This window comes from Sulfuritalea sp. (assembly GCF_031426875.1).
In the GTDB taxonomy this organism is placed as follows: Bacteria; Pseudomonadota; Gammaproteobacteria; order Burkholderiales; family Rhodocyclaceae; genus Sulfuritalea.
The window spans coordinates 23,550-49,952 of the sequence record NZ_JASJPC010000013.1 but is presented as its reverse complement, the minus strand read 5'-3'; the positions used below and the strand labels follow the sequence as shown (position 1 = coordinate 49,952).

Genomic DNA, 26,403 nt, shown 5'->3' with positions numbered 1-26,403 from the left:
CATGCACAGTCCTTCGCTTCGGGGCGGTTACTCGCCCCGAGGCGGGGGTTGTCATGCCCACGACATCGATCAAGGAAGCTATCGTGACCTTCGGCATTCTCGTGATGCAACTGTTCAACGGACTGAGTCTGTTCACCATCCTATTGCTGATGGCGCTGGGGCTGGCGATCGTCTTCGGTCTGATGGGCGTCATCAACATGGCCCACGGCGAGATCATGGCCATGGGCGCCTACACAACCTATCTCACTGCAAGCTTCTTCGAGCGTCATTTGCCGGGGCTGATGGACGTGTACCTGTTTGTCGCCATCCTGCTCGCCTTCTGCGTCACGTTCGCCTTTGGCTATCTGCTCGAACGCGGCTTCATTCGCTGGTTCTATCATCGGCCGCTGGACACGCTCCTGGCAACCTGGGGCCTCAGCCTGATCCTGCAGCAGACCTACCGATCGGTGTTTGGCGCACAGGAAGTAAGCGTTCCATTGACGGCCTGGCTTTCCGGCGCATGGGAGCCCACCGAATCGATTCAACTGCCTCTCAACCGCATATTCATCGTCGCCCTGACGATTCTGGTGACGCTGGGCGTCTGGTACATCCTGCACAAGACGCGCTGGGGACTTCGCGCGCGCGCCGTGACGCAAAACCGCGCCATGAGCTCTGCCGTGGGGATCGATACCAACCGCGTTGACGCCCTTATTTTCGCTCTGGGCTCCGGACTCGCGGGAATCGCCGGCAGCGTATTCACCATGGTTGGATCCACCAACCCTGGCACGGGTCAACTCTACATAGTCGACTCCTTCATCGTCGTCGTTTTCGGCGGCGTCGCCAGTCTGCTCGGAACGGCGGCATCCAGCTTCCTCATCGCCCAGATGCAAACCACTCTGGAATATTTGATGAGCGGTTCGATGGCCAAAGTGGCGATTCTCCTGCTGGTGATCACCGTTTTGTACTTTCGTCCGAACGGCTTGTTCGCTTCGAAAGTGAGGACCTGATCTCATGAACCTCTCGGCCAAACAGGGCGAGAAATTCGCTCACGCGGGCTTGGCATTGCTGCTGCTCGGACTACTGCCGCTGGCGCTCGGACCCTACTGGCTCAACCTTGTCGGCAAGTATCTGGCCTTTTCCTTCGTCGCCGTCGGAATCGTGCTGGCCTGGGGCTACTGCGGTATTCTGAGCCTCGGGCAGGGCGTCTTCTTCGGCTTCGGCGGCTATGCCATGGCCATGTTCCTCAAGCTGGAGGCATCGGCGCCCGAGCTGCCTGATTTCATGGTCTGGAGCAGCGTCGAGCAACTGCCGTTTTGGTGGGAGCCCTACTCCAGCTTCGGCGTGACCCTCGCGTCGATCTTCCTCGTTCCAATTCCGGTGGCCTTCATATTCGCGTACGCGATATTCCGCAAACGCGTCAGCGGCGTGTACTTCGCGATCGTGACGATTGCCTTGTCCATGACCCTGGTGGTCCTCAACATCGGCCAGCAAGGCGAGACCGGCGGCGCCAACGGCATTACCGACTTCAGCACATTGCTCGGCTTCGACATCATCGATGACGCCGGCAAGAAGGCGATTTATTGGGTCGAAGTCGCGCTTCTCCTGACGGCAACCACCCTGGCGGCACTGCTGCTGCACAGCCGATTCGGCAAACTGCTTATTGCCGTTCGCGATCGCGAGGATCGGGTCCGGTTCTCCGGCTTCGACACCGCCATGATCAAGGCCTTCATATTCACGGTTTCGGCAGTACTCTCATCCGTTGGTGGCGCCATGTTTGCGCTGCAAGCCGGGCTCGTCACGCCGAGCCTGATCGGTGCTGTGACTTCAGTCGAGCTGGTGATCTATGCCGCCGTCGGCGGGCGCTTGTCAGTGGTCGGTGCCGTTGTCGGAGCCCTGTTGGTCGGCTTCACGAAGTCCTATCTGTCGGAACACTATCCCGAGACCTGGCTGTTCTTCCTGGGCGGCATGTTCATCTTCGTCGTCTGGGTGTTGCCGAACGGTCTCGCCGATCTGTTCCGGAAGATCTTGCGAGTGAAAACCTGAAGGATCGCCCGCCATGGACAACGCTCTCGTCACTACGCATTTTGCGGTCGCTTCCCAGCGACCCGAATCGATCGCCGCCAGCCAACCCGTCAATGCCAAATCGACTCTCATGAATGGAAAAATCCTGTCCATAGAAGCACTGACTGTCTCGTTCGACGGCTTCAAGGCGGTCGACGGACTGGACATGTCGATTGATGAAAACGAACTGCGGGTCGTCATCGGCCCCAATGGTGCCGGCAAGACCACCTTGCTGGATATGATTTGCGGCAAAACCAAACCGACCAGCGGCAGCATTCGCTTCCGTGGCACCGAACTCAGCAAGCTGTCCGATTATCAAATCGTGCGCCTGGGTGTCGGTCGCAAGTTCCAGACGCCATCGATCTACGAAGATCTGACCGTAGCCGAGAACCTGGAGATATCCATTCCCCAGGTACATGGTGTGTGGGCATCGATCTTCTTTCGTCGCACCAAGGAAGTCCGCGAGCGCATCGCTTACGTCGCCGAGGAAATCATGCTCAAGGATCACCTGCGGATGAAGTCCGGAAAACTTTCGCATGGCCAGAAGCAGTGGCTGGAGATCGGCATGCTGCTGATGCAGGACTCCGACCTGATGCTGCTCGATGAGCCGGTAGCCGGGATGAGTCCGCGCGAACGGGAGGAGACGGCCGAACTGCTGAAGCGGATCGCCAACGGCAAGTCTCTGGTGGTGATCGAACACGACATGGACTTCGTACGCTCGATAGCGAAAAAGGTCACCGTCCTCCACCAAGGACGACTGCTCTCCGAGGGAAGCGTGGAAGAGGTTCAAAACGATCCGCGCGTCATAGAAGTCTACTTGGGACATTGAGGCCGACCATGTTCAAAGTGCATAACCTGAATGTCGCCTACGGCGAAAGCCAAGTGATCCACGACGTGTCCTTCCTGGTACAACCGGGCGCCGCAATGGCAATCGTCGGTCGCAACGGCATGGGCAAGAGCACGCTGCTCAAATCCCTGATCGGCATGGTGCCCGCGCGACACGGTTCTTCGATCAACCTCGAGGGTAGGGAGTTGATGGGAACCGCAAGCCACAAACGCGTGCAGGCGGGGCTGGCCTTCGTCCCCCAGGGGCGACTCATCTTCCCTCAGCTGACTGTCGAGGAGAACCTCCTCACCGGACTGGAAACCCGGCGCTACAAGGAGATTCCGTCCTTCCTTTACGAGTTTTTCCCCGTTCTCAAGGATATGCGCAATCGCAAGGGCGGCAACCTCTCCGGCGGCCAACAGCAGCAACTGGCGATTGCCCGGGCACTGGCATCGAAGCCACGCCTGCTGATCCTCGACGAACCCACCGAAGGCATACAGCCTTCGATCATCAAAGAGATTGCGCGCTCGCTCAATGCACTGCGCGCAGAGCTGAACATCGCGATTTTGGTGTCCGAGCAAGTCCTTTCCTTCGCTCTGGAGGTAGCGGACCGTCTGCTGGTCATTGATCGTGGTCGTATCGTCCGCGAAGCCGACAAGGCCAACCTCAACCTCGAAGAGGTGCGGTCCTACCTTACCGTCTGACTGGGCTTTTTTTACAAACACCAAAGGAGAGCATGATGAGACATGGCGATATTTCAAGCAGCAACGATTGCGTCGGCGTCGCGGTCGTCAACTACAAGATGCCGCGCCTTCATACCAAGGCAGAAGTGCTGGAAAACGCCCGCAAGATCGGCGACATGGTGGTCGGGATGAAGCAGGGCCTGCCGGGAATGGACCTCGTGGTTTTCCCGGAATACTCGACCCACGGCATCATGTACGACTCAAAGGAAATGTACGAAACCGCCGCCACCGTTCCCGGCGACGAAACGGAAATCTTCGCCGCCGCGTGCCGCAAGGCCAACGTCTGGGGGGTGTTCTCCCTCACCGGAGAGCGCCACGAGGAGCACCCCAAGAAGGCCCCCTACAACACCCTGATCCTGATGAACAACAAGGGCGAGATCGTGCAGAAATACCGCAAGATCATGCCGTGGGTGCCGATTGAAGGCTGGTATCCGGGCGACTGCACCTACGTATCGGACGGCCCCAAGGGGCTCAAGGTCAGCCTGATCATTTGCGACGATGGCAACTACCCGGAGATCTGGCGCGACTGCGCCATGCGCGGCGCCGAACTGGTCGTCCGCTGCCAGGGCTACATGTACCCGGCCAAGGAACAGCAGGTCATGGTCGCCAAGACCATGGCCTGGATGAACAACATCTATGTCGCGGTGGCCAACGCTACCGGCTTCGACGGTGTCTATTCCTACTTTGGCCACTCCGCCATCGTCGGTTTCGACGGCCGTACCCTGGGCGAATGCGGCGAGGAAGACATGGGTATCCAATACGCGGAACTGTCGATGTCGCTGATCCGCGATGCCCGCCGCAACTCCCAGTCGAACAACCACCTCTACAAGCTGCTGCATCGCGGCTACACGGGGAAAATAAATTCCGGCGAAGGACCGGATGGCGTTGCCGCCTGTCCGTTCCAGTTCTATTCGAAGTGGGTCAATGATCCCGACGGGACCAAGAAGATGGTCGAATCCCTGACCCGCAACACCCCGGGAACCGAGGAATGCCCGATTGAGGGTATTCCGAACACGGCGCAACAGCATCGCTGATTTTCCAGCGCATCGAGGCCGCTCTCACCGAAGAGCGGCCTCGCGCCGGATACGCCTTGTTGCCAACACGCAGCGAGTATGAATCCTGGGTGATGAATCTTTATCGCCCAAGGATTCATACGCCACCCGTCAGATCCGAGGTACCAACAAGATGTCAGCAGCCATGAATCAATACCTGATTCCGGTAGAGCCCTACTACTACCCGAGCGGCAACGAAGTCGCGCTGTTCAAGGCGGCCTATGGCCTGCGCATGCCGATGATGCTGAAAGGCCCGACCGGTTGCGGCAAGACGCGCTTCGTCGAATACATGGCGTGGAAGCTCGGTCGGCCGCTCATCACCATCGCCTGCAACGAGGACATGACGGCATCGGACCTGGTCGGCCGTTACCTGCTGGACGCCAGCGGAACTGTCTGGCACGACGGTCCGCTTACTACGGCTGTTCGCCACGGTGCAATCTGTTATCTGGACGAAGTCGTCGAAGCCCGCCAGGACACCACGGTGATCATCCACCCGCTCACCGATGCGCGGCGGATTCTGCCGCTGGAGAAGAAGGGCGAGGTACTTCACGCCCACCCGGATTTCCAGCTGGTGGTTTCCTACAACCCCGGTTACCAAAGTATGACCAAGGACCTCAAGCAATCCACCAAACAGCGCTTTGGCGCGATCGACTTTCATTACCCGGATGGCGGGCATGAAGCGGAGATCGTGAAACACGAGGCAAGGGTCGATGTCGAGACAGCGCGCACTCTGGTCGGGATAGCGCACAAGTCGCGCGCACTCAAGGGGCGCGGGCTGGAGGAAGGCATCTCGACGCGCATGCTGATTTACGCAGGAGCACTGATTCGGGATGGCGTTGCGGCGGTCGATGCCTGCCGCCTGGCGATGACGCGCCCGATTACCGACGACGAAGCCCTTTACAAGGCGCTCGATGGTTTCATCGAGGCTCATTTCGCGTGACCCGGTCCGCTGCCGAAGCCGGCAGGTGAGTTCCCGCATCCGTCATTAACTCGGCACAGCACGTTTAGCGCATGTCCAACCTGGCACGCATATCCAGTAAGCCAGCGGATTGGTCGATCCAGCGCGCGGTCGGTGATCGCCTGGGCGATGTCGCGGCCAAGGAGATAGGGCTGCGGCTCGATCGGATCGCAGAGCAGTCGGGATTTCACGTCGCCGAACAGCTCGATCAGGCACTGCCGCGCATCATTCACAAAGATGGGGTCGGGCAGCATTTCCGCGATCTGCTGGACCTGCTGGAAGAATTGCCGGCATTGGGTAGAGGTGAAGCGGCGGGCCTCGCCGGCAGCCTCGGCTACCTGGCCGAGCACCTCGATGTACCTGGTCTGCGGCGCTGGACCGTGACCGGTTTGCGCGCCTACGGGCAACATCCGGCAAAGTTGCTGGCCTACTTCCGGCTCGATGATCCGCTGGCTGCCCGCAGTCTGGCTCACGAGCAGGCGAATGTCAGGTTCGCAACGCTCCACAACTTTCTCCAGTACTACGTCGACGGCTTGCTGGGCGACCATCTCGGACTGAGCAGCCGTGGCCAGGGCGCCCTGCACGGGCCACCGCTGCGCTCGGTGGTGACGGAAGGTGGTCTGTTCTTGCCGGAAGGCTACAGCGTGCTGGATGGTGCCGACGGCAGTGCCCTCTATCGTGCCGCGGCTGCCCATGCGGTCGCTCACTTGAAGTTCTCGCCGCAGAAACTGTCGACAGCAGGACTGAAGCCGATGCTGCTGGCGGTAATCGCGCTGATCGAGGATGCCCGTGTCGAATATTTGATGATGAGGAAATTGCCAGGCTTGCGCGTCCTGTGGAACCGCTTTCACAAAGCATCCGCGGATGCCGACAACCTGAGTTTCGCCGGCCTGAGCAGCCGCCTGGCCCTCGCACTTCACGATCCAGACCGTGAGGACGACAACTATTGGGTCAACAAGGGTGCGCGCCTGTTTCGAGAACAATTGGTCGAGCCGGGCGACTATGCGGCCTTTCGCCGCATCGCCTCGATTCTGGCCAACGATCTGGGGCAGATGCGGGTGCGCTTCATCGCCGAGTCATACATGCCAGCGCCTGCCTATCGGGATGACAATTCCTTCCTCTGGGATTACGGTGAATCCCAAAATCCGCCACCGCAGCAAGAACCACTGCAGTTGGACACGGCACGGATGGAGCGGGACGAGAATGAACAGCAGACCGGAGGTGGCAACGCGGGGCAAGCCCCGCCGGCCAGCGTGTCCCCGCTACAGATTCAGGTGCGTTTCGAATACCCCGAGTGGGATTATCAGAGCGCCGTGGAACGCGACGCCTGGACAACGGTAATCGAGCAGCCGCTGGCAGCGAAAGCCGCCATGTCTCCGGCGTCGCCGGTCTCGGCGCCGCAGTCGCATCGCAACCTGTTCTCCATGATCAAGGCGCGCCAGTTGAGCCGGTCGACCAAACTGACCCGCCAATGGGAGGGCGAGGAACTCGACCTGAACGCCGCCGTTGCCGCCAGGGTGGACATGCGATCGGGATTGCCGCCGGATCCCCGAGTCTTCAAGCGCCCCGGCCGGCGCCTGATCGAGTCGGCCATTCTGGTGCTGCTGGATATCTCCGAGTCCACCAACGATTGCCTTCCGGGGCGCTTCGAATCGCTGCTGGACGCCATCAAGAGCGCCACCCTGAATTTGGGCACGGCGATGGACCAAGCCAAACAGCGGTTTGCCATCCACGCCTTCTGCTCCAACGGTCGCCAAGAGGTCTCTTACTATCGGATAAAGGACTTCGACGAGACTTTCGGCGCCGTCGAGCAGACACGGGTGCGGGCACTGCGGGGAAGCTGTTCCACCCGCATGGGCGCCGCGCTGCGTCACGCCCAGGCAATGCTGGCGGAACAGCCGCTCGAACGGAAGATTCTCCTGCTGGTTACCGACGGGGAACCATCGGATGTCGATGTCGGAGACGCCAACTATTTGATCGAGGATACGGCACGGACCGTGCGCGTGATCCATGGCGAAGGCACGATTCCATTCTGCCTGACGGTGGACAAAAAGGCCGAACGCTATGTCGCGCATATTTTCGGCGACCGCTATCTGCTGCTCGACAATCCCCAGGATCTCGTGACACAGCTGTCACATGTCTTTGTACGCCTGCTTTCCCGATGAGAACGGGCGCCACCCAATTCGTACAGCCGTTGCTATCATTCACGTCATCTCCGCTGAGCGGGATGGCAGTCATAGACGCTTTCAGGGACTACAGATTTGTCTAATCAGCAACCCATCCACGTCGGCGTGTTGTTTTCCAACACCGGCGTCACCGCCCCGATCGAGCGTACCCAACTCAGCGGTACCTTGTTCGCGATTCACGAAGTCAATGCTGCAGGCGGCATTAACGGACGAGAACTGGTGCCTGTCCTCTACGATCCCCAATCGGATGCGGTGCAGTACGCCAGCCTGGCAGAACGGCTGATACTCAATGACGACGTAAATGTCATCTTCGGCTGCTACATGTCCAGCACGCGCAAGGCGGTGCTGCCGATTGTGGAGAAGTGGAACCGGCTGCTCTTCTACCCGACCATCTACGAGGGTTTCGAGTTCTCCAACAACGTGATCTATACCGGCGCCGCGCCGAACCAGAACAGTGTCCAGCTGGCCGATTTCATGACCCTTAACTTCGGCTCCCGGGTCTATCTGGTCGGTTCCAACTATATCTACCCCTTCGAGTCAAATCGCATCATGACCGATCTGGTGGAACAACGGAATGGCAAGACCGTCGGCAAGCGCTACCTGCCCCTCACGGCCAGCTACGAGGAGTTCACCTCGGTCGTAAGCGACATCAGGAAGCAACAGCCGGATTTCATCTTTTCGACGGTGGTGGGCGAGTCGACCCAGCACCTTTACCGGGCGTACGCGGAGGCAGGCTTGAATCCGAAGGAAATGCCGATCGCCAGCCTGACCACGTGCGAAGCCGAGATCAAGGCCATGGGTGCCGAGTATGCCGCTGGCCACTACACCGCAGCGCCGTATTTTCAGTCCATCGACTCCGATACCAACCGACGTGTACTGGATCTGTACAGGAAATTCATGGGCGGAGAAGTCGTTACCAACATGTGTTGGGAAGCTGCTTACTTCCAGGTCCATATGTTTGCCAACGCCATGCGGCAAAGCGGTACCGACCAGGTCGAGGCGCTCCTGCCCGAGTTGCTTGGCGCCGAGTTCCAGGCACCGCAAGGACGGGTGCGTATCGACCCTGCCACGCACCATACCTGTCTCTACCCGAGAATCGGGCGTGCCAATTCAAAGGGGCAATTCACCATTGTGCGAGAGGCCAAGCGTCCGGTGCATCCCGATCCCTATCTGGTCACCTATTCATTGGGCGACTGGACGACCCAGATCGATACCCTGGACCTATAGGGGAGCCAGGCCGGATGCGCAGAACAGGAACACGTAGCACCCCAGAACTGCTCAAGGATTTGCGCAGTCTGCGAGTCGCTGTTTTTCATCCGCGCGACAACGACGGCGAGCAACTGATTCGCCAGTTGCAGCGGATCGGATGCCAGGTTCAGGCGTTCTGGCCTCTGCCGGGCGAGTTGAACGAGCCGTTCGACGTCGCTTTTCTTGCGGTCAATCCGGAGACCATTGTCCTGGACCTGCCGTGGATCAAAAGTGAAGATGCCCCGATCAGGGTAGCGGTAGTCAACTACGAGAATCCGACGATCGTCGATGGCATGCTGCGACTTGGAGCAAGCGCGGTCATTGCCACGCCTATCCGCTCCTTTGGAGTGCTGTCGACGCTGATACTTGCACGTCAGCTGGCAGGGGATTTGCGGCAAGAGCGAAAACGCGTGGCCAAGCTTGAGTCCAAGCTTCAGTCGATCCGCAAGATTACCGATGCAAAGAGTGTCCTGATGAACTCGCGCAAGATATCAGAGGAAGATGCCTATGCCGTGATTCGCGATCAGGCAATGGTAAAGCGGGTCACCATCGAAGAGATCGCGACGGCGATCGTGAATGCCAACGAGATTCTTTCGATGGTGGGGGTCAAAAGTTCCTAGCGCAAGGACGCGCCTATCGGTTGCCTGGAAGCCTGGTTTTGCCGCTTGCCTCGGGCCGTTGATGGCCCATCGCCACCAACGCATATCCCGCTCCATTTCATTCACACAGCAGGCCCGCAGGCCTGCCTTTGGCTGGAGTGCAGCGCTTGTTACAGGCTGCCGTGCTTCTTCAGCAGCACTACGGCCTCCTCGTAGAGCGCCTTGCCGTTGGCGCCCTTGGTGGCGGCTTCCTTCATCCAGGCTTCGTCGACCTGGTCGGTGGCCTTCTTCCAGCGCACATATTCCGCCGGGGTGATGGTGATGAAGGTGTTGCCGCGATCCTTCGAGATCTTGCGCGCCGGGCCCTCGGGGCCGTCGAACACCGTGCCCGCCCACTTCGAAGTCTCGATGCCGCTGTTGGCGTCGATCACCTTCTTCAGGTCGGCCGGCAGGCTGTCGTATTTGGCCTGGTTCATGGCGAAGGCGAAGATCGAATTGCCCGGCTTGGGCATGCCGGGCGGCACCTCGACGTGGAACTTGGTGATCTCCTGCAGCTTGAACGGGGTCACCACTTCCCAGGGGATGTTGGCGCCGTCGACCACGCCCTTGGCGATGGCCTCGGGCACCTGCGGCGCGGGCATCGGCACCGCGATCATGCCCAGGGCCTCGATCATCTTGGAGCCGAGCCGACTCGGCGTGCGCACCTTGAGGCCCTTGAGTTCTTCGAGGTTCTTCGGCCCGACCTTGCCGAAATGGAAGGTCGCGCCGTCATGCATGTGCATGAAGATGAGCTTGGTGCCCTTGAACTCGTCGAGCGAATTCTTCTGCACGTATTCCCACAGCGCGGGACTGGCGGTGGTGGCATTCTTGGTCAGGAAGGGCAGCTCGAAGACTTCCGACTTGGTGAAGCGCCCGGCCTGGTAGGTCGGCAGGGTCCACACGATGTCGGCGACGCCGTCCTTGGCCTGGTCGAACAGCTGCGGCGGCGTGCCGCCAAGCTGCATCGCCGGATAGATCTGGCATTTCATCTTGTTGCTCGACTCCTTGGCGATCTTGTCGCACCAGGGGACGATCAGGTTGGCGTGGGCGTTGGAGCTGGGCGGCAGGAAATGATGCACCTTGAGCGTGACTTCCTGGGCGAGGACGCTGCCGCTGCCGAGGGCGATGGCTGCGGCGGTAATCAGTCGTGCGAGTTTGCGGGTTTTCATTGGTGTCTCCTCCGTGAAAAACTATTGCTGAAAGGTATGGACCAGGTACAGCGAAATGATCGGGAAAAACAGCAGCAGCCCGATGCGCAGAAAATCGGAAATCAGGAAGGGGATGACGCCCTTGAAGGTTTCCACCAGCGGCACGTCCTTCGCCAGCCGGTTGATGATGTAGACATTCATGCCGACCGGCGGATGCACCAGGCCGATCTCCACCACCATCAGCGCCAGGATGCCGAACCAGATCGATTTGTCGACCTGCGACATGCCCCAGTAATCGAGGCCCATCACCATCGGGTAGAAGATCGGGATGGTCAGCAGGATCATCGCCAGCGAATCCATCACGCAGCCGAGCAGGACGTAGATCAGCAGGATCATCACCATCACCAGGAGCGGCGACAGGCCGCTGTGCTTGACCCAGGCGGCGAGCTCGCCCGGCATCTGCGACAACGCCAGCGCGGTGTTGAGCATGTCGGCGCCGAGCAGCACGAGGAAGATCATCGCGGTGGCCTGTGCCGTGCCGACCAGGCTTTCCAGCAGGCCTTCCGCGCGCATGCCGCCGGTGACGACGGCAAGGATGCCGCAGGCGGCGGCGCCGATCGCGGCGGCCTCGGTCGGGTTGGCCCAGCCGCCGTAGATGCCGACGATGACCACGACGAAGACCAGCAGCACCGGCAGCACGGTGACCAGGCTTTTGATTTTTTCCGCCAGGCTGGCTTCGGGTCCGGCCGGGCCGGCCGCCGGGTTCAGCGTCACGATGATGCGCACCACGGCCATGTAGCCGAGCATGGCGATGATGCCGGGCAGCACGGCGGCCATGAACAGCTTGCCGATCGATTCCTGGGTCAGGATGGCATAGATCACCAGCGGCACCGAGGGCGGGATCATGATGCCCAGCGTGCCGCCGGCAGCCAGCGCGCCGGTGGCCAGCGAACCGGAATAGCCGTAGCGGCGCAGCTCGGGCAGGGCCACCTGGCCCATGGTCGCGGCCGTCGCCAGCGAGGAGCCGCAGATCGCGCCGAAGCCGGCGCAGGCGCCGATCGCGGCCATCGCCACGCCGCCCTTGCGGTGGCCGAGGAAGGCCGAGACGGAACGGAACAGCGCCTTCGACAGGCCGCCGTGGGTGGCGAACTGGCCCATCATCAGGAACAGCGGGATCACCACCAGGTCGTAGTTGGAAAGCCGCGCATAGGCCAGGTTCTTCAGCGAGTTGAGCAGCGGCAGCGTGTCGCCGACCAGATACAGGTAGCCGCCGGCGCCGACCATGAACATCGCGATGCCGATCGGGATGCGCAGCACCAGCAATGCCATGAGGATGCCGAACATCAGGAAGCCGATCGTCGTACCGCTCACGGCTGCCCCTTCATCGCCATGCGCAGCTGATGCAGGAACATGTAGAGACCAGCGACAGCCAGCAGCAGGAAGCCGGGCACCATCAGCGCCTGCGGTATCCACACCGGCCAGGCCAGGATCATCGAGGTCTCGCCCGCGTCCTTGACGGTCATCGCGCCGGCCCAGGAGCGCCAGGCGATCAGCGCGCCGAAGCTGCCGACCAGCAGCGAGCCGATCGCGTCCATGAACCACAGCGTGCGCTGCGACAGATTGTGGGTGAAGAAATCCACCTTGACGTCGCCATGCAGCAAATGGCAGTAGGGAAAGAACGAAGCCGCTGCGCATGCCGCAAGCATCTGCAGAACCTCGACGTCGCCCGGCACGACGAAGCCGACCGTCTTGCGGCCGACGATGGAAACGATGGACATGAGGACCAGGCCGACGAAGATCAGGCCACCGACGACCGCCATCAGCCGCGCCGCCGTGAGCAGGAAATTGCCGAGCGGACCGAAGGTGTCCTTCAATGCGTAGGGAGTGGGTGCTTGCGGTTCCTGCATGCGGCGCCTCTATTGAATCGGCGCATTTTGGCAGGGACGCGGTTTAGCCGATACGGAATGTGGGTACTATTAGCTATCTCATTTTGTTATGGCCCTCGCCGGTTCCGGATGAACCTCAAGCAACTTGAATACTTCGTACGCGTCGCCGAACTGGGCAGCTTCAGCCGCGCCGCGCTGATCCTGAACATCGCCCAGCCGGCGCTGTCGCGCCAGGTGCGCCTGCTGGAGACCGACCTGCACGTCACGCTGCTGATGCGCAACGGCCGCGGCGTGGTGCTGACCGAGGCCGGCAAGCGCCTGTTCGACCACAGCATCGGCATCCTGCAACTGATGTCGCGGGTGCGCGAAGACCTGGAAAGCACGCGCGGCGAGCCGGCCGGGCGCATCGTCGTCGGCCTGCCGCCGAGCATGGGCCGCCTGTTGACGCTGCCGCTGGTGGAGGGCTTCCGCCGCACGCTGCCGAAGGCACGGCTGGCCATCGTCGAGGGCCTGTCCACCCACCTCGCGGAATGGATCTCGACCGGCCGTGTCGATGTCGGACTGCTGCACAACCCGGAATCGCAGGAGGCGATCGAGTTCACGCCGGTGCTCGACGAACCGCTGGGCATGGTCAGCCCGGCCGGCGCCGGCAAGGGCCGCAAAGTTGGCGCTGGCGCCCCGGTGACCCTGGCCGAGCTGACGCGCTATCCGCTGATCCTGCCCGAGCGCAGCCATGCGATTCGCAAGCTGCTGGAAACCCAGGCCGCGCTGTCCGGCCACAAGCTGAATGTCGCCATGGAAATCTCCAGCGTGCAATCCATCCTGGAACTGGTACGCGCCGGCCACGGCCACGCCATCCTGACGGCGACGGCGCTGGCCGCCTCGAGCCAGTCCGAAGCCTTCGTCCTGCGCCCCCTGAGCGAGCCGCGCCTGACCAGCACGCTATGCCTGGCCGTCTCCGCGCACAAGCCGTCGACGCCGCTGACCAAGCAGGTGCTGCGCCTCCTGCGCGAGCTGATCCTGGCCGCGGCCGAGGCCGTGCCGCCCGCCCATAACAAAACGCGATAGCTAGTAGTGCCCGCGGCGGCTAGGCCCGCCACCGGCGTTTTGTCAGAATCGCCCCATCGATTATGGGTGGGGCAAATGCAAACTCCGAAGATCACCGGCATCTCGTCGATGGCGACGCGCCAGGTGCTGGCGAAACTGGCCGCCGCGTATCGGCAGAGCGGCGGCGTCGAGGTGTCGATCGAGTCGGTGGGCGGCGTCGATGCGGCGCGGCGGGTCCAGGCCGGCGAGGTCTTCGATTTCGTGGTGCTGGCCGCCGATGCCATCGCCAAGCTGATCGCCTCGGGACAGGTGCTCGCCGACAGCCGGACCGACCTGGTGCGCTCGACCGTGGCGATCGCGGTGCGCGCCGGCAGCGCGCGGCCGGATGTCGGTTCGGAGGACGCGCTGCGCCGCGCCGTGCTGGCCGCGCGCACGCTGGGTTACTCGACCGGGCCGAGCGGCACGGAGCTGCTGCAACTGTTCGCGCGCTGGGGCATTGCCGACATGGTGCGCGACCGCATCGTCCAGGCGCCGCCCGGCGTGCCGGTGGGCCAGCTCGTGGCCGACGGCGCGGTCGAACTCGGCTTCCAGCAGTTCAGCGAAATGCTGCACCAGCCCGGGATAGAAGTGCTCGGCACCATGCCCGCCGGCTGCGAGATCGTCACCACATTCTCCGGCGGCGTCTGCACCGCCACGAAACAGGCCGTGGCTGCGCGCACGCTGCTGGCCTTCATGCATTCCCCGGCAGCGGCCGACGCCAAGCGGCGCCACGGCATGGAACCGGCGTAACAGGAGCCCCACGATGATCATCGACATCCACGGCCATTACACCACCGCGCCAAAGGCGCTGGAGGACTGGCGCAAGCGGCAGATCGCCGGCATCAAGGACCCGGCCGCGATGCCGAAAGTGTCCGAACTCAAGATCAGCGACGACGAGCTGCGCGAGACCATCGAGACCAACCAGTTGGCAAAGATGCGGCAGCGCGGCTCGGACCTGACCATCTTCTCGCCGCGCGCCAGCTTCATGGCCCACCACATCGGCGACTTCAATGTCAGCTCGACCTGGGCGGCGATCTGCAACGAACTCTGCTACCGGGTTTCGCAACTCTTTCCCGAGCACTTCATCGGCGCCGCGATGCTGCCGCAATCGCCCGGCGTCGATCCGGCGAGCTGCATCCCCGAACTCGAAAAATGCGTCAAGCAATACGGCTTCGTCGGCATCAACCTCAATCCCGACCCGTCCGGCGGCCACTGGACTTCGCCGCCGCTCTACGACCGCCACTGGTATCCGCTCTACGAAAAAATGGTCGAGTACGGCATCCCCGCCATGATCCACGTCTCGACCTCGTGCAACGCCTGCTTCCACACCACCGGCGCGCATTACATCAACGCCGACACGACGGCCGTGATGCAGTTGATCCAGGGCGACGTGTTCAGGGATTTCCCCGAACTGAAGTTCGTGATTCCGCACGGTGGCGGCGCCGCGCCCTACCACTGGGGGCGCTACCGCGGGCTGGCGCAGGAACTCAAGAAGCCGCTGCTGACGGACCACCTGCTGCACAACGTGTTCTTCGACACCTGCGTCTATCACCAGCCCGGCATCGACCTGCTGACCCGAGTCATCCCGGTGGACAACATCCTCTTCGCCTCGGAAATGATCGGCGCCGTGAAAGGCATCGATCCCGAGACCGGCCACAACTTCGACGACACCAAGCGCTACATCGAGGCGACGCTGAACCTCAGCGCCGAGGATCGCTACAAGGTCTATGAGGGCAACGCGCGCCGCGTCTATCCGCGCCTCGACGCGGCGCTCAAGGCGAAAGGAAAATGAGCATGAACAACCTGGGCATCGTCAAACGCAACATCGTCCGCGCCGACAAGGCAGCCGTGGAAAAGCTGTCGCACTTCGGCGTCGCCACGATCCACGAAGCCATGGGCCGCGTCGGCCTGATGAAGCCCTATATGCGGCCGATCTACACCGGCGCCCACGTCTGCGGCACGGCGGTGACGATACTGCTGCAGCCCGGCGACAACTGGATGATGCACGTCGCCGCCGAACAGTTGCAGGAAGGCGACGTCGCCGTCGCCGCCTGCATCAGCGACAACGAGGATGGCTTCTTCGGCGACCTGCTGGCGACCTCCTTCCGCGCACGCGGTGCGCGCGGCCTGATCATCGACGCCGGCGTGCGCGACGTGAAGGATCTCACCGCGATGAACTTCCCGGTGTTCTCGCGCGCCGTCTCGGCCAAGGGCACCATCAAGGCCACGCTGGGTTCGGTGAACATCCCCGTGGTCTGCGCCGGCGCGCTGGTCAATCCCGGCGACGTGGTGGTGGCCGACGACGATGGCGTGGTCGTCGTGCCCGCCGCGATCGCACAGCAGGTGGCCGATGCCGCCGCGGCACGCGAAGCCAACGAGACCTCCAAGCGCGCGCGCTTCGCCGCCGGCGAGTTGGGCCTCGACATGTACAACATGCGCGAGACGCTGGCCAAGGCCGGCCTCAAGTACATCGACTGATGAGCCCGGGAACCATGAGTGCCAAGCCCCTGCAATGGTCGATCGGCCTCGTCGGCTACGGCGAGGTCGGGCGCATCCTCGCCGAGGACTTGCGCGCGCGCGGCGTCGGCAACATCCTGGCCTATGACGTCAAGCTCGGCACGGCGCAGGACGCGCCATTGCGCGCGCATGCGGCGCAATACGGCGTGCGCCTGATGGCCGACCACGCCGCGCTGGCGCGCGCCGCCGAGCTGGTCATCTCCGCCGTCACGGCCGACCAGACGGTCGCCGTCGCCGTGTCGTCAGCGCCAACTCTCAAGCCCGACGCCTGGTTTCTCGATTTCAACTCGGCCTCGCCGAATGCCAAGATCGAGGCCGCCGCAATCATCGACGCCGCCGGCGCGCGTTATGTCGAGGGCGCGGTGATGACCTCGATCCCGCCCCATCGCATCCGCGTGCCGCTGCTGCTCGGCGGCCCGGGCGCGGCAGAACTGGCGCCGCTGCTGACGGAACTCGGCTTCGTCGCCAGGGTCGCCAGCGAGAAGCTCGGCGTCGCCTCGGCCACCAAGATGTGCCGCAGCGTGATGATCAAGGGGCTCGAAGCCATGGTCATCGAGAGCTTCACCGCGGCGCGCGCCTATGGCGTCGAGGATGCCGTGGTCGCCTCGCTGTACGAAACCTTCCCCGGCATCGACTGGGAAAAACAGGGTGCCTATTTCTTCCAGCGCGTGATCGAGCACGGCCGCCGCCGCGCCGAGGAGATGCGCGAAGTGGCGCAGACCGTGCGCGAGGCCGGGCTGGCGCCCTGCTCCGCGGCCGGCAGCGCCGAGCGCGACGCGGCGATGGCGGCGCTGGCCGACGAGGGCGTATTCGGTGCGCGCGGCAGCACGGAATTCGCCCGCAGCGCCGACTGGCGCGTCGAGGCCGACCGCATCATCGCCAGGGGCAGGCAATGAACATGGCATTCGAGAAGACTCCGGGCTGGCTCGACTGGTACGCCGTGCCGTCAGCGCCAACTTTCAAAGTGCCGGCCGGCAGCGTCGATGCGCACTGCCACGTGTTCGGCCCCGGCGCCGAGTTCCCCTACGCGCCGGAGCGCAAGTACACGCCCTGCGACGCCTCGAAGCAGCAGCTCCATGCGCTGCGCGACCGGCTCGGCTTCGCGCGCAACGTGATCGTCCAGGCCACCTGCCACGGCGCCGACAATCGCGCCATGGTCGATGCGCTGATCCACTCGGCTGACCGCGCGCGCGGCATCGCCACGGTGCGGCGCACGGTGAGCGACGCCGAGCTGCAGGCCATGCACACGGCCGGCGTGCGCGGCGTGCGCTTCAATTTCGTCAAGCGCCTGGTGGACTTCACGCCGAAGGACGAACTCATGGAAATCGCCGCGCGCATCGCGCCGCTGGGCTGGCATGTGGTGATCTATTTCGAGGCGGCCGACCTGCCCGAGCTGTGGGATTTCTTCACCGCACTGCCGACGACTATCGTGGTCGACCACATGGGCCGCCCCGATGTGAGCAAGCCGGTCGACGGACCCGAGTTCGAGCTCTTCGTCAAGTTCATGCGCGACTACCCGAACGTCTGGAGCAAGGTCAGCTGCCCCGAGCGGCTTTCCCTTACCGGACCGAAAGCCTTGAACGGCGAGCCGAATGCCTACCGCGACGTCGTGCCGTTTGCAAGACGCATCGTCGAAACTTTCCCCGACCGCGTGCTGTGGGGCACCGACTGGCCGCACCCCAACCTCAAGGACCACATGCCCGACGACGGCCTGCTGGTCGATTTCATTCCGCATATCGCGACCACGCCAGAATTGCAGCGCAAACTGCTGGTGGACAACCCGATGCGCCTCTACTGGCCGGAGGAGAACTAAGTCATGTCTCTCGACAAACCCTACAAGGACATTCCCGGCACGACGATTTTCGATGCCGAGCAGTCGCGCCTGGGCTACCACCTCAACCAGTTCTGCATGTCGCTGATGCAGGCCGAAAACCGCGCCCGCTTCAAGGCCGACGAGCGCGCCTACCTCGACCAGTGGCCGATGACGGAAGAGCAGAAGCAGGCCGTGCTGGCGCGCGACCTCAACTGGTGCATACGGCTGGGCGGCAACATCTATTTCCTGGCCAAGATCGGCGCCACCGACGGCAAGAGCTTCCAGCAAATGGCCGGCAGCATGACCGGCATGACGGAAGAGGAATACCGCGACATGATGATTTCCGGCGGCCGTTCCGTCGAGGGCAATCGCCGCCTCGGCGAGGATGGCAGCGCGCAGGCGCATCGCCAACCGCAGGGTCGGACTGGGCGCAAGGAGGGCACGGCATGAAACTTGTCGCGGATTTGAGGCCGGTGCGAGATCGGGATGGTGGGGCATTCTGCGCTGCTCATGTCACCCGTCGTCGCCCTTCGGGCTCCTCCTCCTTCTTTACTTCGCTGCGCAGAACGCCCCACCATCCCGCTCCGGTGGCGCTGTCGCAGATTGGCGGTTGCAAAGCAGAAGCGATTCCCGCCAAGGGTGGCGGGTGGTCGACGCGGCGAGGTAAAGGGGGAGAGCCCGGCGCAGCCGGGCTCGGAGGACACGAGCGGCGGCGACCACCCGTCGCCCTTGGCGCTCGCACACCTTCGGCAATCAACGCTTTTGACTTGTATCAGGTGCGCACGGCACCATGGAGCAACTGACATGGCCCACATCACCGCCTCGGTCTATACCTCCCACGTCCCCGCCATCGGCGCCGCGCTCGATCTCGGCAAATCCGGCGAGCCCTACTGGCAGAAAGTCTTCGCCGGCTACGAGTTCTCCAAACAGTGGCTGCGCGAGAACACGCCCGACGTCATCTTCCTGGTCTACAACGACCACGCCAACGCCTTCAGCCTGGACCTGATCCCGACTTTCGCCATCGGCTGCGCGGCCGAATTCCCGATTGCCGACGAAGGCTGGGGGCCACGCCCGGTGCCGGCGGTCAAGGGCCATCCCGAGCTTGCCGCGCACATCGCGCAGTCGGTGATCCAGGACGATTTCGACCTGACGATCGCGAACAGGATGCCGGTCGACCACGGCCTCACCGTGCCGCTGTCGCTGATGTGCGGACAACCCCCGGCTGACAAATTCGAATGGCCCTGCCCGGTGATCCCCTTCGCCGTAAATGTGGTGCAGTATCCCGTGCCTTCGGGCCGGCGCTGCTTCAACCTGGGCCACGCCATCCGCAAGGCGGTCGAGAGCTTCGACGCGCCACTCAAGGTGCAGGTCTGGGGCACCGGCGGCATGAGCCACCAATTGCAGGGGCCGCGCGCCGGCCTGATCAACCGCGAGTTCGACCAGACCTTCCTCGACCGCCTGATCGCCGACCCCGTGGACCTCGCCCGCATGCCGCACATCGACTACGTGCGCGAGGCCGGCTCGGAAGGCATCGAACTCGTGATGTGGCTGATCGCACGCGGCGCCATGAGCGACACGCTACCGCGCGTCGCCCACCGCTTCTACCATGTGCCGGCGTCGAACACCGCCGTCGGCCATCTGATTCTGGAGAACACATGAAACCCATAAAAGTCGCGCTGGCCGGCGCCGGCGCCTTCGGCATCAAGCACCTCGACGCCATCAAGCTGATAGCCGGCGTCGAAGTCGTCTCGCTGGTCAGCCGCGATCCGGCGAAGACGAAGGAAGTGGCCGACAAATACGGCATCGCCCACGTCAGCACCGACCTCGCCGAGAGCCTGGCGCTGAAGGAGGTCGACGCAGTGATCCTGTGCACCCCGACCCAGATGCACGCGGCGCAGGCCATCGCCTGCATGAACGCGGGCAAGCACGTGCAGGTCGAGATTCCGCTGGCCGACAGCCTGGCCGGCGCCGAACAGGTCGCGGCGCTGCAGCGGCAGACCGGGCTGGTCGCCATGTGCGGCCACACGCGGCGCTTCAATCCCAGCCACCAGTGGCTGCACAAGAAGATCGGCGCGGGCGAATTCAACATCCAGCAGATGGACGTGCAGACCTACTTCTTCCGCCGCAGCAACATGAACGCGCTGGGCCAACCGCGCAGCTGGACCGACCACCTGCTGTGGCACCACGCCGCGCACACGGTCGACCTCTTCGCTTACCAGACCGGAGGCAGCATCGTCGCCGCCAACGCGCTGCAAGGCCCGATCCATCCGGGGCTGGGCATCGCCATGGACATGTCCATCCAGCTGAAGAGCAGCACCGGCGCGATCTGCACCCTGTCGCTCTCCTTCAACAACGACGGTCCGCTCGGCACCTTCTTTCGCTATATCGGCGACACCGGCACCTACATCGCGCGCTATGACGACCTGATAGACGCCAAGGACAACAAGATCGACGTGAGCCAGGTCGATGTCTCGATGAACGGCATCGAGCTGCAGGACCGCGAGTTTTTCGCCGCGATCCGCGAAGGCCGCGAGCCGAACGCCAGCGTGGCCCAGGTGCTGCCCTGCTACCGCACGCTGCACCGGCTTGAACAACAGTTGAACCAGGGCGTCTGAAATGCAGCAACGCCGCCTCGGTCCCTTCAGCGTCTCGGCCCTCGGCCTGGGCTGCATGAACCTCAGCCACGCCTATGGCACGCCGCCGGCGCCGGAGGCCGCGGAAGCGCTGCTGCTGCGCGCGCTGGAGCGCGGCATCAGCTTGTTCGACACCGCCGCACTGTATGGCTTCGGCGCCAACGAGACGCTCGTCGGCCGCGTGCTGAAACCGCATCGAAACAAGATCGTGCTGGCGAGCAAGGGCGGCATGACCGGCATCGATGGCCGCCGTGTGATCGACGGCCGGCCGCAAAGTCTGAAGCGCGACTGCGAGGCAAGCCTGCAGCGCCTGCAGACCGATGTCATCGACCTTTACTACCTGCACCGCTGGGACAAGCAGGTGCCGATCGAGGACAGCGTCGGCGCGCTGGCCGAGCTGGTACGGGCCGGCAAGGTGGGGAGCATCGGCCTTTCCGAAGTCTCGGCGGCGACGCTGCGGCGCGCCCATGCCGTGCACCCGATCGCCGCGCTGCAGTCGGAATACTCGCTATGGACACGCGAACCGGAAATCGCCACGCTCGCCGCCTGCCGCGAACTGGGCGTGGCCTTCGTCGCCTTCAGTCCGCTGGCGCGCGCCTTTCTCACCGACACGCTGCACGACCCCGAGACGCAGCTCGAAGCCAGGGACATCCGCCGCCAGATGCCGCGTTTCGAGCCGGCCAACTACGCGAAGAACCTCGAACTGCTGCCCGAGTACCGGCGCATCGCCACCGCCGCCGCCGGCACCCCGGCCCAGCTCGCCCTGGCCTGGCTGCTGGCGCAGGGCGAGGAGATCGTGCCGATTTTCGGCACCCGGAGCCTCGCGCATTGCGACGAGAACATCGGCGCCGCCGCCTTGCGGCTCGATCGCCGCGTCATCAAGCAGCTCGACGCACTGATCAACCGGCAGACCGTGGCGGGACCGCGCTACAACGCCGCGACGCAGTTGGAAATCGATACCGAAACCTTCCCCGATTGAGCCAAGGAGAAACCATGCCCAGCGGCAAGCAGAAACGCGTGATACCCGGCACCACGATCTTCGACGGCGACCAGGCGCGCAAGGGTTACGCGCTGAACAAGATGTGCTTTTCCTTCAACTCGGCGGAGAACCGCGCCGAGTTTCTCAAGGACCAGCAAGCCTATTGCGACAAGTACGGCCTCAACCAGCAGCAGAAGCAGGCCGTGCTCAGCCTGCAGGTGCTGGACATGCTCGCCGCCGGCGGCAACGCCTACTACCTGGCCAAACTGGGCGGCATATTCGGGCTCGACATGCAGGACATCGGCGCACAACAGACGGGCATGAGCAAGGAGGCCTTCAAGGCCAGGCTCGTTGAAGCGGGGAAGAGATGATGAGCCCCCACGTTCGCATTCACTCTCTGCCCCCCGAGGGGGCGTTTGCCTCCTTCGGGGCGGCCCTTCAGGAGGCAAGATAATGGCCAAAATAGTCGGCGGCATCAACGTCACCCACGTGCCCTACATCGGCCGTGCGATCGCCAACAACTTGCAGCAGGACCCCTACTGGAAGCCCTTCTTCGACGGCTTCCCGCCGATCCACGACTGGCTGGCGAAGGTCAAGCCGGACGTCGCCGTGGTCATCTACAACGACCACGGGCTGAACTTCTTCCTCGACAAGATGCCGACCTTCGCCGTCGGCGCCGCGCCCGAATACAGCAACGCCGACGAGGGCTGGGGCATCCCCACCCTGCCGCCCTATCGCGGCGAGCTGGACCTTTCCTGGCACATGATCGATTCGCTGGTCGAGGAGGAGTTCGACATCACGAGCTGCCAGGAAATGCTGGTCGACCACGCCTTCACGCTGCCTCTGGAACTGCTCTGGCCGAACCGCAAGAGCTGCCCCGTGCGCACCGTGCCGGTCTGCGTGAACACCGTGCAGTTCCCGCTGCCGAAGGCGGCGCGCTGCTTCAAGTTCGGCCAGGCCATCGGGCGCGCCATCGAATCCTGGAACTCTGAGGCGCGCGTCGTGGTGATCGGCACCGGCGGCCTCTCGCACCAGCTCGACGGCCAGCGCGCCGGCTTCATCAACAAGGAATTCGACCTGATGTTCATGGACAAGCTGATCACCGATCCGCTCTGGGTGACGCGCTATTCGGTCCCCGACCTGGTCGAGCTGACCGGCACCCAGGGCGTCGAGCTGCTCAACTGGCTGACCACGCGCGGCGCGCTGCTCGGCGAAGTGGCGAAGCTGCATGGCAACTACCACATCCCGATTTCCAACACCGCGTCCGGCCTGCTCGCCATGGAAGTCGTATAAACCCCAGCCCCACAGAGAGAAAATAATGAGAACCCAAGTCGCCATCATCGGCGCCGGCCCCGCCGGACTCATCCTCGGCCAGTTGCTGCACAAGGCCAACATCGACGCCGTCATCCTCGAAGCGCACACGCCCGAATACGTGCTGGGCCGCATCCGCGCCGGCGTGCTGGAGCAGGTCGCGGTCGACCTGCTCGACGAGGCCGGCGTCGGCGCCCGCATGCACGCCGAAGGCCTGCCGCACGACGGCATCGAGATCCTGATCGAAGGCCGCCGCCACCGCATCGACTTCGTCGGCCTCACCGGCGGCAAACAGGTCATGGTCTATGGCCAGACCGAACTGACCAGGGACCTCATGGAAGCGCGCGCCGATGCCGGCCTGCCGACCGTGTATGAGGCCAGGGAAGTCAGCGTGCATGACTTCGACGGCGAGCGGCCGTGCGTGCGCTATGTCAAGGACGGCGTCAGCCACAAGCTCGAATGCGACTTCATCGCCGGCTGCGACGGCTTCCACGGCGTCTGCCGCGCCAGCGTGCCAGCCAGCGCCATCCGCAACTTCGAGCGCGCCTATCCCTCCGGCTGGCTCGGCCTGCTCTCCGACACGCCGCCGGTCGCCGAAGAACTGATCTACGCCAACCACGAACGCGGCTTCGCGCTATGCAGCATGCGCTCGCACACGCGCAGCCGCTACTACCTGCAGGTGCCGCTGAGCGAGAAGGTCGAAGACTGGTCGGACCAGCACTTCTGGGACGAGCTGCGCCGCCGCCTCGATGCGCCGGCCAACGCCGCGCTGGTCACCGGCCCCGCGATCGAGAAGAGCATCGCCCCGCTGCGCAGCTTCGTCGCCGAGCCGATGCGCTTCGGCAGAATGTTCCTCGCCGGCGACGCCGCCCACATCGTGCCGCCGACTGGCGCCAAGGGGTTAAACCTCGCCGCCTCCGACGTGCGCTACCTGTCGCGCGCCTTCATCGAACACTACGGCGGCAGCAGCGCCGGCATCGACCATTACTCGGATCGCTGCCTGCGCCGCGTCTGGAAGGCCGAGCGCTTCTCCTGGTGGATGACCCGGCTGCTGCACCGCTTCCCCGACACCAACCCCTTCGACCAGAAGGCACTGGAAGCCGAACTCGATTACGTCGTGCATTCGGAAGCCGGCAGGACGACGCTGGCGGAGAACTACGTGGGATTGCCGTTCGAGGATTGACGCCGGCCCGCGAAGCGGAATCCCCGGCGCGCAGAGCGCAGGCAGCGGCGCGATGCGCCACCAATCCCGGTCAAGAGTTGGCGCTGGCGATACGGCGTACATTTCGTCCGCCGCCGCGCATTCAGCTATGCAGCTTTTCCTGTAGCCAAACCTTGATCAGCGACTCGTAAGGCACGTCGCGCGCATTCGCGGCAACCTTGATCGAATCCAGCAAGTGCTGCGGCAGGCGCAGCGAGATCGTCTTCGTCGTCGGCTTGAGATTCGGTAGAACGGCTCGCTTCGCTTTCGACCAGTCGACATACGCCGTCGAATCCTGGCCTTCCCAGAACGCGCGTTCCTCGGCCTCGCTGGCAAAGCGGGGAATGGTCGTAGTCGGCTTGCTCATAAATCGTTCGCTCCTTGCGATGCATGTCGCGGGCCGACATCACCCGGATCAGACTGGCGGCCTGGCGCAGGGTGAAGGTCAGATGTAACAGGCGGCCTTCATCCGTCCGGCCCGCAGAGTTGGCGCTGACGGCGACCCAAAGCGAGTGGGGAGCAAGGTTATTTTCGATGCTATGAAAATCACTGCGACGCCTCTTTATCACTCCGACCGCTTTCTGCACGTGATGCCTCAAATGCCGAAACTACGGCATCGATCTTGTTGAATGGAACGACGATCGCGATTCCCGTATTCACGTAATCATTTTGAGCCGCGTCCGTGCCGTCATCACTCAGCCGGTCAATCTCAGTCGTTCCAACATCATAGTGCCCATGAACTAGACCAAGCAGCAGAAACGGTGGATCGTTTGGCCCAAGTCTTACTGTGCCTTTGATTACTCGAGATGATCCCAAGCTCAAGAATACCGGAGAGCCGCTCAATCCACCAATTGACCGTGCCTCAATGAGGAACGCATCCATTTCTCCAAAGTGATTTGTTGCGACCTTCTCCTCTGTCATGCATGCGAGATTGCCAACACGGACAATCGGGATATTTCTGCGGGATCCGTGATGGTGTTTGAACAATCCGGTAACAAATACTTCTTCGCCAACCCCGACTTCGTTGTCCTTCATCTGCTGCTCCGTGGCACACAGCGAGTATGGAAGAAATAGATGATCGAGAGGCTCCGGCAACCCCATTGGAAGAATTGCTACGTCGATAGAGAGGTCCGTCGGATGCACAAACCATGTACCTAATGGCGCCTTGAACCATTGCGCCTGTCCATCCTTCAGATTCACGCGAAGATAGGATTCCGTCACTCCGGTTTTTCGAATATTGTCTATGACATGCCTTGCTGTCACCGCGTACATCGAACCCGCGAGAACTCCTCCCTCGATAGTTTTCCCCAGAAAGAATAGGGAACCGGCGAAGCGAAATGTGCCATCAGCCATTCGAAGACCGATAAACGCAACACATTTTCGAATATCGTCAGGAACAACCATGACCGTTAACGAGGGTGCGTGATATTCAAGAACAGGCCACGATTTCGCAGCAACATCTTCACCGACGCCGAGTCGCTAGCCATCTCTCGAACGATCCCTGACTCTCGCCAGACCGCTTACCGAGGAGCAGTCCCTCGATGCTGATGTCTTCGTCGATATCGTCCCAGTGAATGCCCGAGCCTTGCCCGATCAGCCGCCAATGTTCGCGTTCCTCGGGCGTGGCGTTTGCAAGCCGGGGATACCAGCCGAGCGGAGCCGACAGGGTTCTACCGTCTTCGAGGTCCACCGTCAGAGTGTTCTCGGTCACCGACACGTTCTGAGCGTTCGGGATAGCGATTTCAGTTTGCGAAATAATCATTCCACGCCTCCATCAGGGCATCGCGGTGTTCGGCCACGAGAGACTCAAGTTTCACCAGTTCGGATCGTCCGAAGCCAAGGCTGTGCTGCAACCTTACCGGAGCAAGCCAGAACTTCGCAAGTGCGGCGTCGCGCTCGACATGTACATGCATTGGTTCTTCCCGATCGCTGGCATAGAAGAAGAACCGATATGGGCCGATGCGCATTACCGTCGGCATCTTGGCTGCTCCAGATGCGTGTTACTCAGTTTGATGTTCTTTGCCATGCCGAAATGATAGGCGATTTCGTACAAGACAAAGCCTTGCGCTGCACTACCTTCGGGTCGCCGTCAGCGCCGACTTGTATTGCCGTCGTCACTTTGTCGCCCATCCGCCGGA

Annotated in this window: 29 protein-coding genes; 22 read left to right on the top strand and 7 right to left on the bottom strand. The window is 62.7% G+C overall.

The annotated features are described in order from the left end of the window. Positions 1-53 precede the first annotated feature (53 nt). From urtB to RMO95_RS06775, 9 genes are all read left to right on the top strand, one after another. On the top strand, positions 54-986 hold the full coding sequence (urtB, locus tag RMO95_RS06815; protein ID WP_310449850.1) for an urea ABC transporter permease subunit UrtB: 933 nt from the start codon (positions 54-56) through the stop codon (positions 984-986). 4 nt (positions 987-990) lie between these two features. Then, a complete protein-coding gene (gene urtC, locus RMO95_RS06810) occupies positions 991-2,022 on the top strand; it encodes an urea ABC transporter permease subunit UrtC (protein WP_310449849.1) in 1,032 nt (343 codons plus the stop codon). Between the two features lie 109 nt (positions 2,023-2,131). Next, on the top strand, positions 2,132-2,869 hold the full coding sequence (gene urtD / locus RMO95_RS06805) for an urea ABC transporter ATP-binding protein UrtD (RefSeq protein ID WP_310449862.1): 738 nt from the start codon (positions 2,132-2,134) through the stop codon (positions 2,867-2,869). Between the two features lie 8 nt (positions 2,870-2,877). After that, complete coding sequence (gene urtE, locus RMO95_RS06800; RefSeq protein WP_310449848.1) at positions 2,878-3,570, top strand: urea ABC transporter ATP-binding subunit UrtE; 693 nt, start codon at positions 2,878-2,880, stop codon at positions 3,568-3,570. A gap of 35 nt (positions 3,571-3,605) precedes the next feature. After that, positions 3,606-4,643, top strand: coding sequence for an aliphatic amidase (locus tag RMO95_RS06795; protein ID WP_310449847.1), 1,038 nt, complete (start codon positions 3,606-3,608; stop codon positions 4,641-4,643). A gap of 151 nt (positions 4,644-4,794) precedes the next feature. Then, positions 4,795-5,601, top strand: coding sequence for a CbbQ/NirQ/NorQ/GpvN family protein (locus tag RMO95_RS06790; RefSeq protein ID WP_310449846.1), 807 nt, complete (start codon positions 4,795-4,797; stop codon positions 5,599-5,601). A 71-nt stretch (positions 5,602-5,672) separates the two neighbouring features. Then, positions 5,673-7,784, top strand: a complete 2,112-nt coding sequence (locus tag RMO95_RS06785; protein ID WP_310449845.1) for a VWA domain-containing protein — start codon at positions 5,673-5,675, stop codon at positions 7,782-7,784. A 96-nt stretch (positions 7,785-7,880) separates the two neighbouring features. Continuing rightward, positions 7,881-9,032 (top strand): transporter substrate-binding domain-containing protein, encoded by a 1,152-nt coding sequence (locus tag RMO95_RS06780; RefSeq protein WP_310449844.1) that lies wholly within the window; start codon positions 7,881-7,883, stop codon positions 9,030-9,032. 14 nt (positions 9,033-9,046) lie between these two features. Then, entirely contained in the window at positions 9,047-9,673 is a 627-nt protein-coding gene (locus tag RMO95_RS06775; RefSeq protein WP_310449843.1) for an ANTAR domain-containing response regulator, read from the top strand. A 149-nt stretch (positions 9,674-9,822) separates the two neighbouring features. Here RMO95_RS06775 and RMO95_RS06770 read toward each other — a convergent pair whose 3' ends face one another. From RMO95_RS06770 to RMO95_RS06760, 3 genes are read right to left on the bottom strand one after another with little or no spacing between them, the layout of a single operon-like run. Beyond that, positions 9,823-10,860, bottom strand: coding sequence for a TRAP transporter substrate-binding protein (locus RMO95_RS06770; RefSeq protein WP_310449842.1), 1,038 nt, complete (start codon positions 10,858-10,860; stop codon positions 9,823-9,825). A gap of 21 nt (positions 10,861-10,881) precedes the next feature. Next, positions 10,882-12,210 carry a TRAP transporter large permease gene (locus RMO95_RS06765; RefSeq protein ID WP_310449841.1) on the bottom strand — a complete coding sequence of 443 codons (1,329 nt, stop codon included), beginning with the start codon at positions 12,208-12,210 and terminating at the stop codon, positions 10,882-10,884. After that, the gene (locus RMO95_RS06760) at positions 12,207-12,746 is read right to left on the bottom strand and encodes a TRAP transporter small permease (protein ID WP_310449840.1); all 540 of its coding nucleotides are present in this window, start codon (positions 12,744-12,746) and stop codon (positions 12,207-12,209) included. Before RMO95_RS06760 ends, RMO95_RS06765 begins: the two co-directional genes overlap by 4 nt. A 108-nt stretch (positions 12,747-12,854) precedes the next feature. Between RMO95_RS06760 and RMO95_RS06755 the strand changes: the two genes are divergently transcribed. From RMO95_RS06755 to pobA, 13 genes are all read left to right on the top strand, one after another. Beyond that, entirely contained in the window at positions 12,855-13,793 is a 939-nt protein-coding gene (locus RMO95_RS06755) for a LysR substrate-binding domain-containing protein (RefSeq protein ID WP_310449839.1), read from the top strand. A 75-nt stretch (positions 13,794-13,868) separates the two neighbouring features. Then, positions 13,869-14,561 (top strand): substrate-binding domain-containing protein, encoded by a 693-nt coding sequence (locus RMO95_RS06750; RefSeq protein ID WP_310449838.1) that lies wholly within the window; start codon positions 13,869-13,871, stop codon positions 14,559-14,561. Between the two features lie 13 nt (positions 14,562-14,574). Then, the gene (locus RMO95_RS06745; RefSeq protein WP_310449837.1) at positions 14,575-15,603 is read left to right on the top strand and encodes an amidohydrolase family protein; all 1,029 of its coding nucleotides are present in this window, start codon (positions 14,575-14,577) and stop codon (positions 15,601-15,603) included. Then, positions 15,600-16,289 carry a 4-carboxy-4-hydroxy-2-oxoadipate aldolase/oxaloacetate decarboxylase gene (ligK, locus tag RMO95_RS06740; RefSeq protein WP_310449836.1) on the top strand — a complete coding sequence of 230 codons (690 nt, stop codon included), beginning with the start codon at positions 15,600-15,602 and terminating at the stop codon, positions 16,287-16,289. Before RMO95_RS06745 ends, ligK begins: the two co-directional genes overlap by 4 nt. Positions 16,290-16,303: 14 nt before the next feature. Beyond that, entirely contained in the window at positions 16,304-17,224 is a 921-nt protein-coding gene (locus RMO95_RS06735; protein ID WP_310449835.1) for a DUF1932 domain-containing protein, read from the top strand. A 2-nt stretch (positions 17,225-17,226) separates the two neighbouring features. Next, a complete protein-coding gene (locus RMO95_RS06730; RefSeq protein WP_310449834.1) occupies positions 17,227-18,141 on the top strand; it encodes an amidohydrolase family protein in 915 nt (304 codons plus the stop codon). A gap of 3 nt (positions 18,142-18,144) precedes the next feature. Further along, the gene (gene ligA, locus RMO95_RS06725; RefSeq protein WP_310449833.1) at positions 18,145-18,591 is read left to right on the top strand and encodes a protocatechuate 4,5-dioxygenase subunit alpha; all 447 of its coding nucleotides are present in this window, start codon (positions 18,145-18,147) and stop codon (positions 18,589-18,591) included. 354 nt (positions 18,592-18,945) lie between these two features. Next, the gene (locus RMO95_RS06720; protein ID WP_310449832.1) at positions 18,946-19,800 is read left to right on the top strand and encodes a class III extradiol dioxygenase subunit beta; all 855 of its coding nucleotides are present in this window, start codon (positions 18,946-18,948) and stop codon (positions 19,798-19,800) included. Then, the gene (locus tag RMO95_RS06715; protein ID WP_310449831.1) at positions 19,797-20,756 is read left to right on the top strand and encodes a Gfo/Idh/MocA family oxidoreductase; all 960 of its coding nucleotides are present in this window, start codon (positions 19,797-19,799) and stop codon (positions 20,754-20,756) included. Before RMO95_RS06720 ends, RMO95_RS06715 begins: the two co-directional genes overlap by 4 nt. A 1-nt stretch (position 20,757) precedes the next feature. Continuing rightward, the gene (locus RMO95_RS06710) at positions 20,758-21,753 is read left to right on the top strand and encodes an aldo/keto reductase (protein ID WP_310449830.1); all 996 of its coding nucleotides are present in this window, start codon (positions 20,758-20,760) and stop codon (positions 21,751-21,753) included. Positions 21,754-21,767: 14 nt separating this feature from the next. Then, the gene (locus tag RMO95_RS06705; RefSeq protein ID WP_310449829.1) at positions 21,768-22,124 is read left to right on the top strand and encodes a protocatechuate 4,5-dioxygenase subunit alpha; all 357 of its coding nucleotides are present in this window, start codon (positions 21,768-21,770) and stop codon (positions 22,122-22,124) included. Positions 22,125-22,206: 82 nt separating this feature from the next. Further along, positions 22,207-23,046, top strand: a complete 840-nt coding sequence (locus tag RMO95_RS06700; RefSeq protein ID WP_310449828.1) for a class III extradiol dioxygenase family protein — start codon at positions 22,207-22,209, stop codon at positions 23,044-23,046. A gap of 25 nt (positions 23,047-23,071) precedes the next feature. Beyond that, positions 23,072-24,247: a 4-hydroxybenzoate 3-monooxygenase gene (pobA, locus tag RMO95_RS06695; protein ID WP_310449827.1), complete on the top strand. Its 1,176-nt coding sequence runs from the start codon at positions 23,072-23,074 to the stop codon at positions 24,245-24,247. A gap of 121 nt (positions 24,248-24,368) precedes the next feature. On the opposite strand, the gene brnA is transcribed toward pobA, so the two are convergent. The 4 genes from brnA to RMO95_RS06675 form a co-directional block, all read right to left on the bottom strand. After that, on the bottom strand, positions 24,369-24,632 hold the full coding sequence (gene brnA, locus RMO95_RS06690; protein ID WP_310449826.1) for a type II toxin-antitoxin system BrnA family antitoxin: 264 nt from the start codon (positions 24,630-24,632) through the stop codon (positions 24,369-24,371). Between the two features lie 179 nt (positions 24,633-24,811). Further along, positions 24,812-25,669 carry a hypothetical protein gene (locus RMO95_RS06685; protein ID WP_310449825.1) on the bottom strand — a complete coding sequence of 286 codons (858 nt, stop codon included), beginning with the start codon at positions 25,667-25,669 and terminating at the stop codon, positions 24,812-24,814. 58 nt (positions 25,670-25,727) lie between these two features. Next, positions 25,728-26,027 carry a DUF2442 domain-containing protein gene (locus RMO95_RS06680; protein WP_310449824.1) on the bottom strand — a complete coding sequence of 100 codons (300 nt, stop codon included), beginning with the start codon at positions 26,025-26,027 and terminating at the stop codon, positions 25,728-25,730. Further along, entirely contained in the window at positions 26,008-26,244 is a 237-nt protein-coding gene (locus RMO95_RS06675; RefSeq protein WP_310449823.1) for a DUF4160 domain-containing protein, read from the bottom strand. The genes RMO95_RS06680 and RMO95_RS06675 overlap by 20 nt, the downstream gene beginning before the upstream one ends. Between the last annotated feature and the right edge of the window lie 159 nt (positions 26,245-26,403).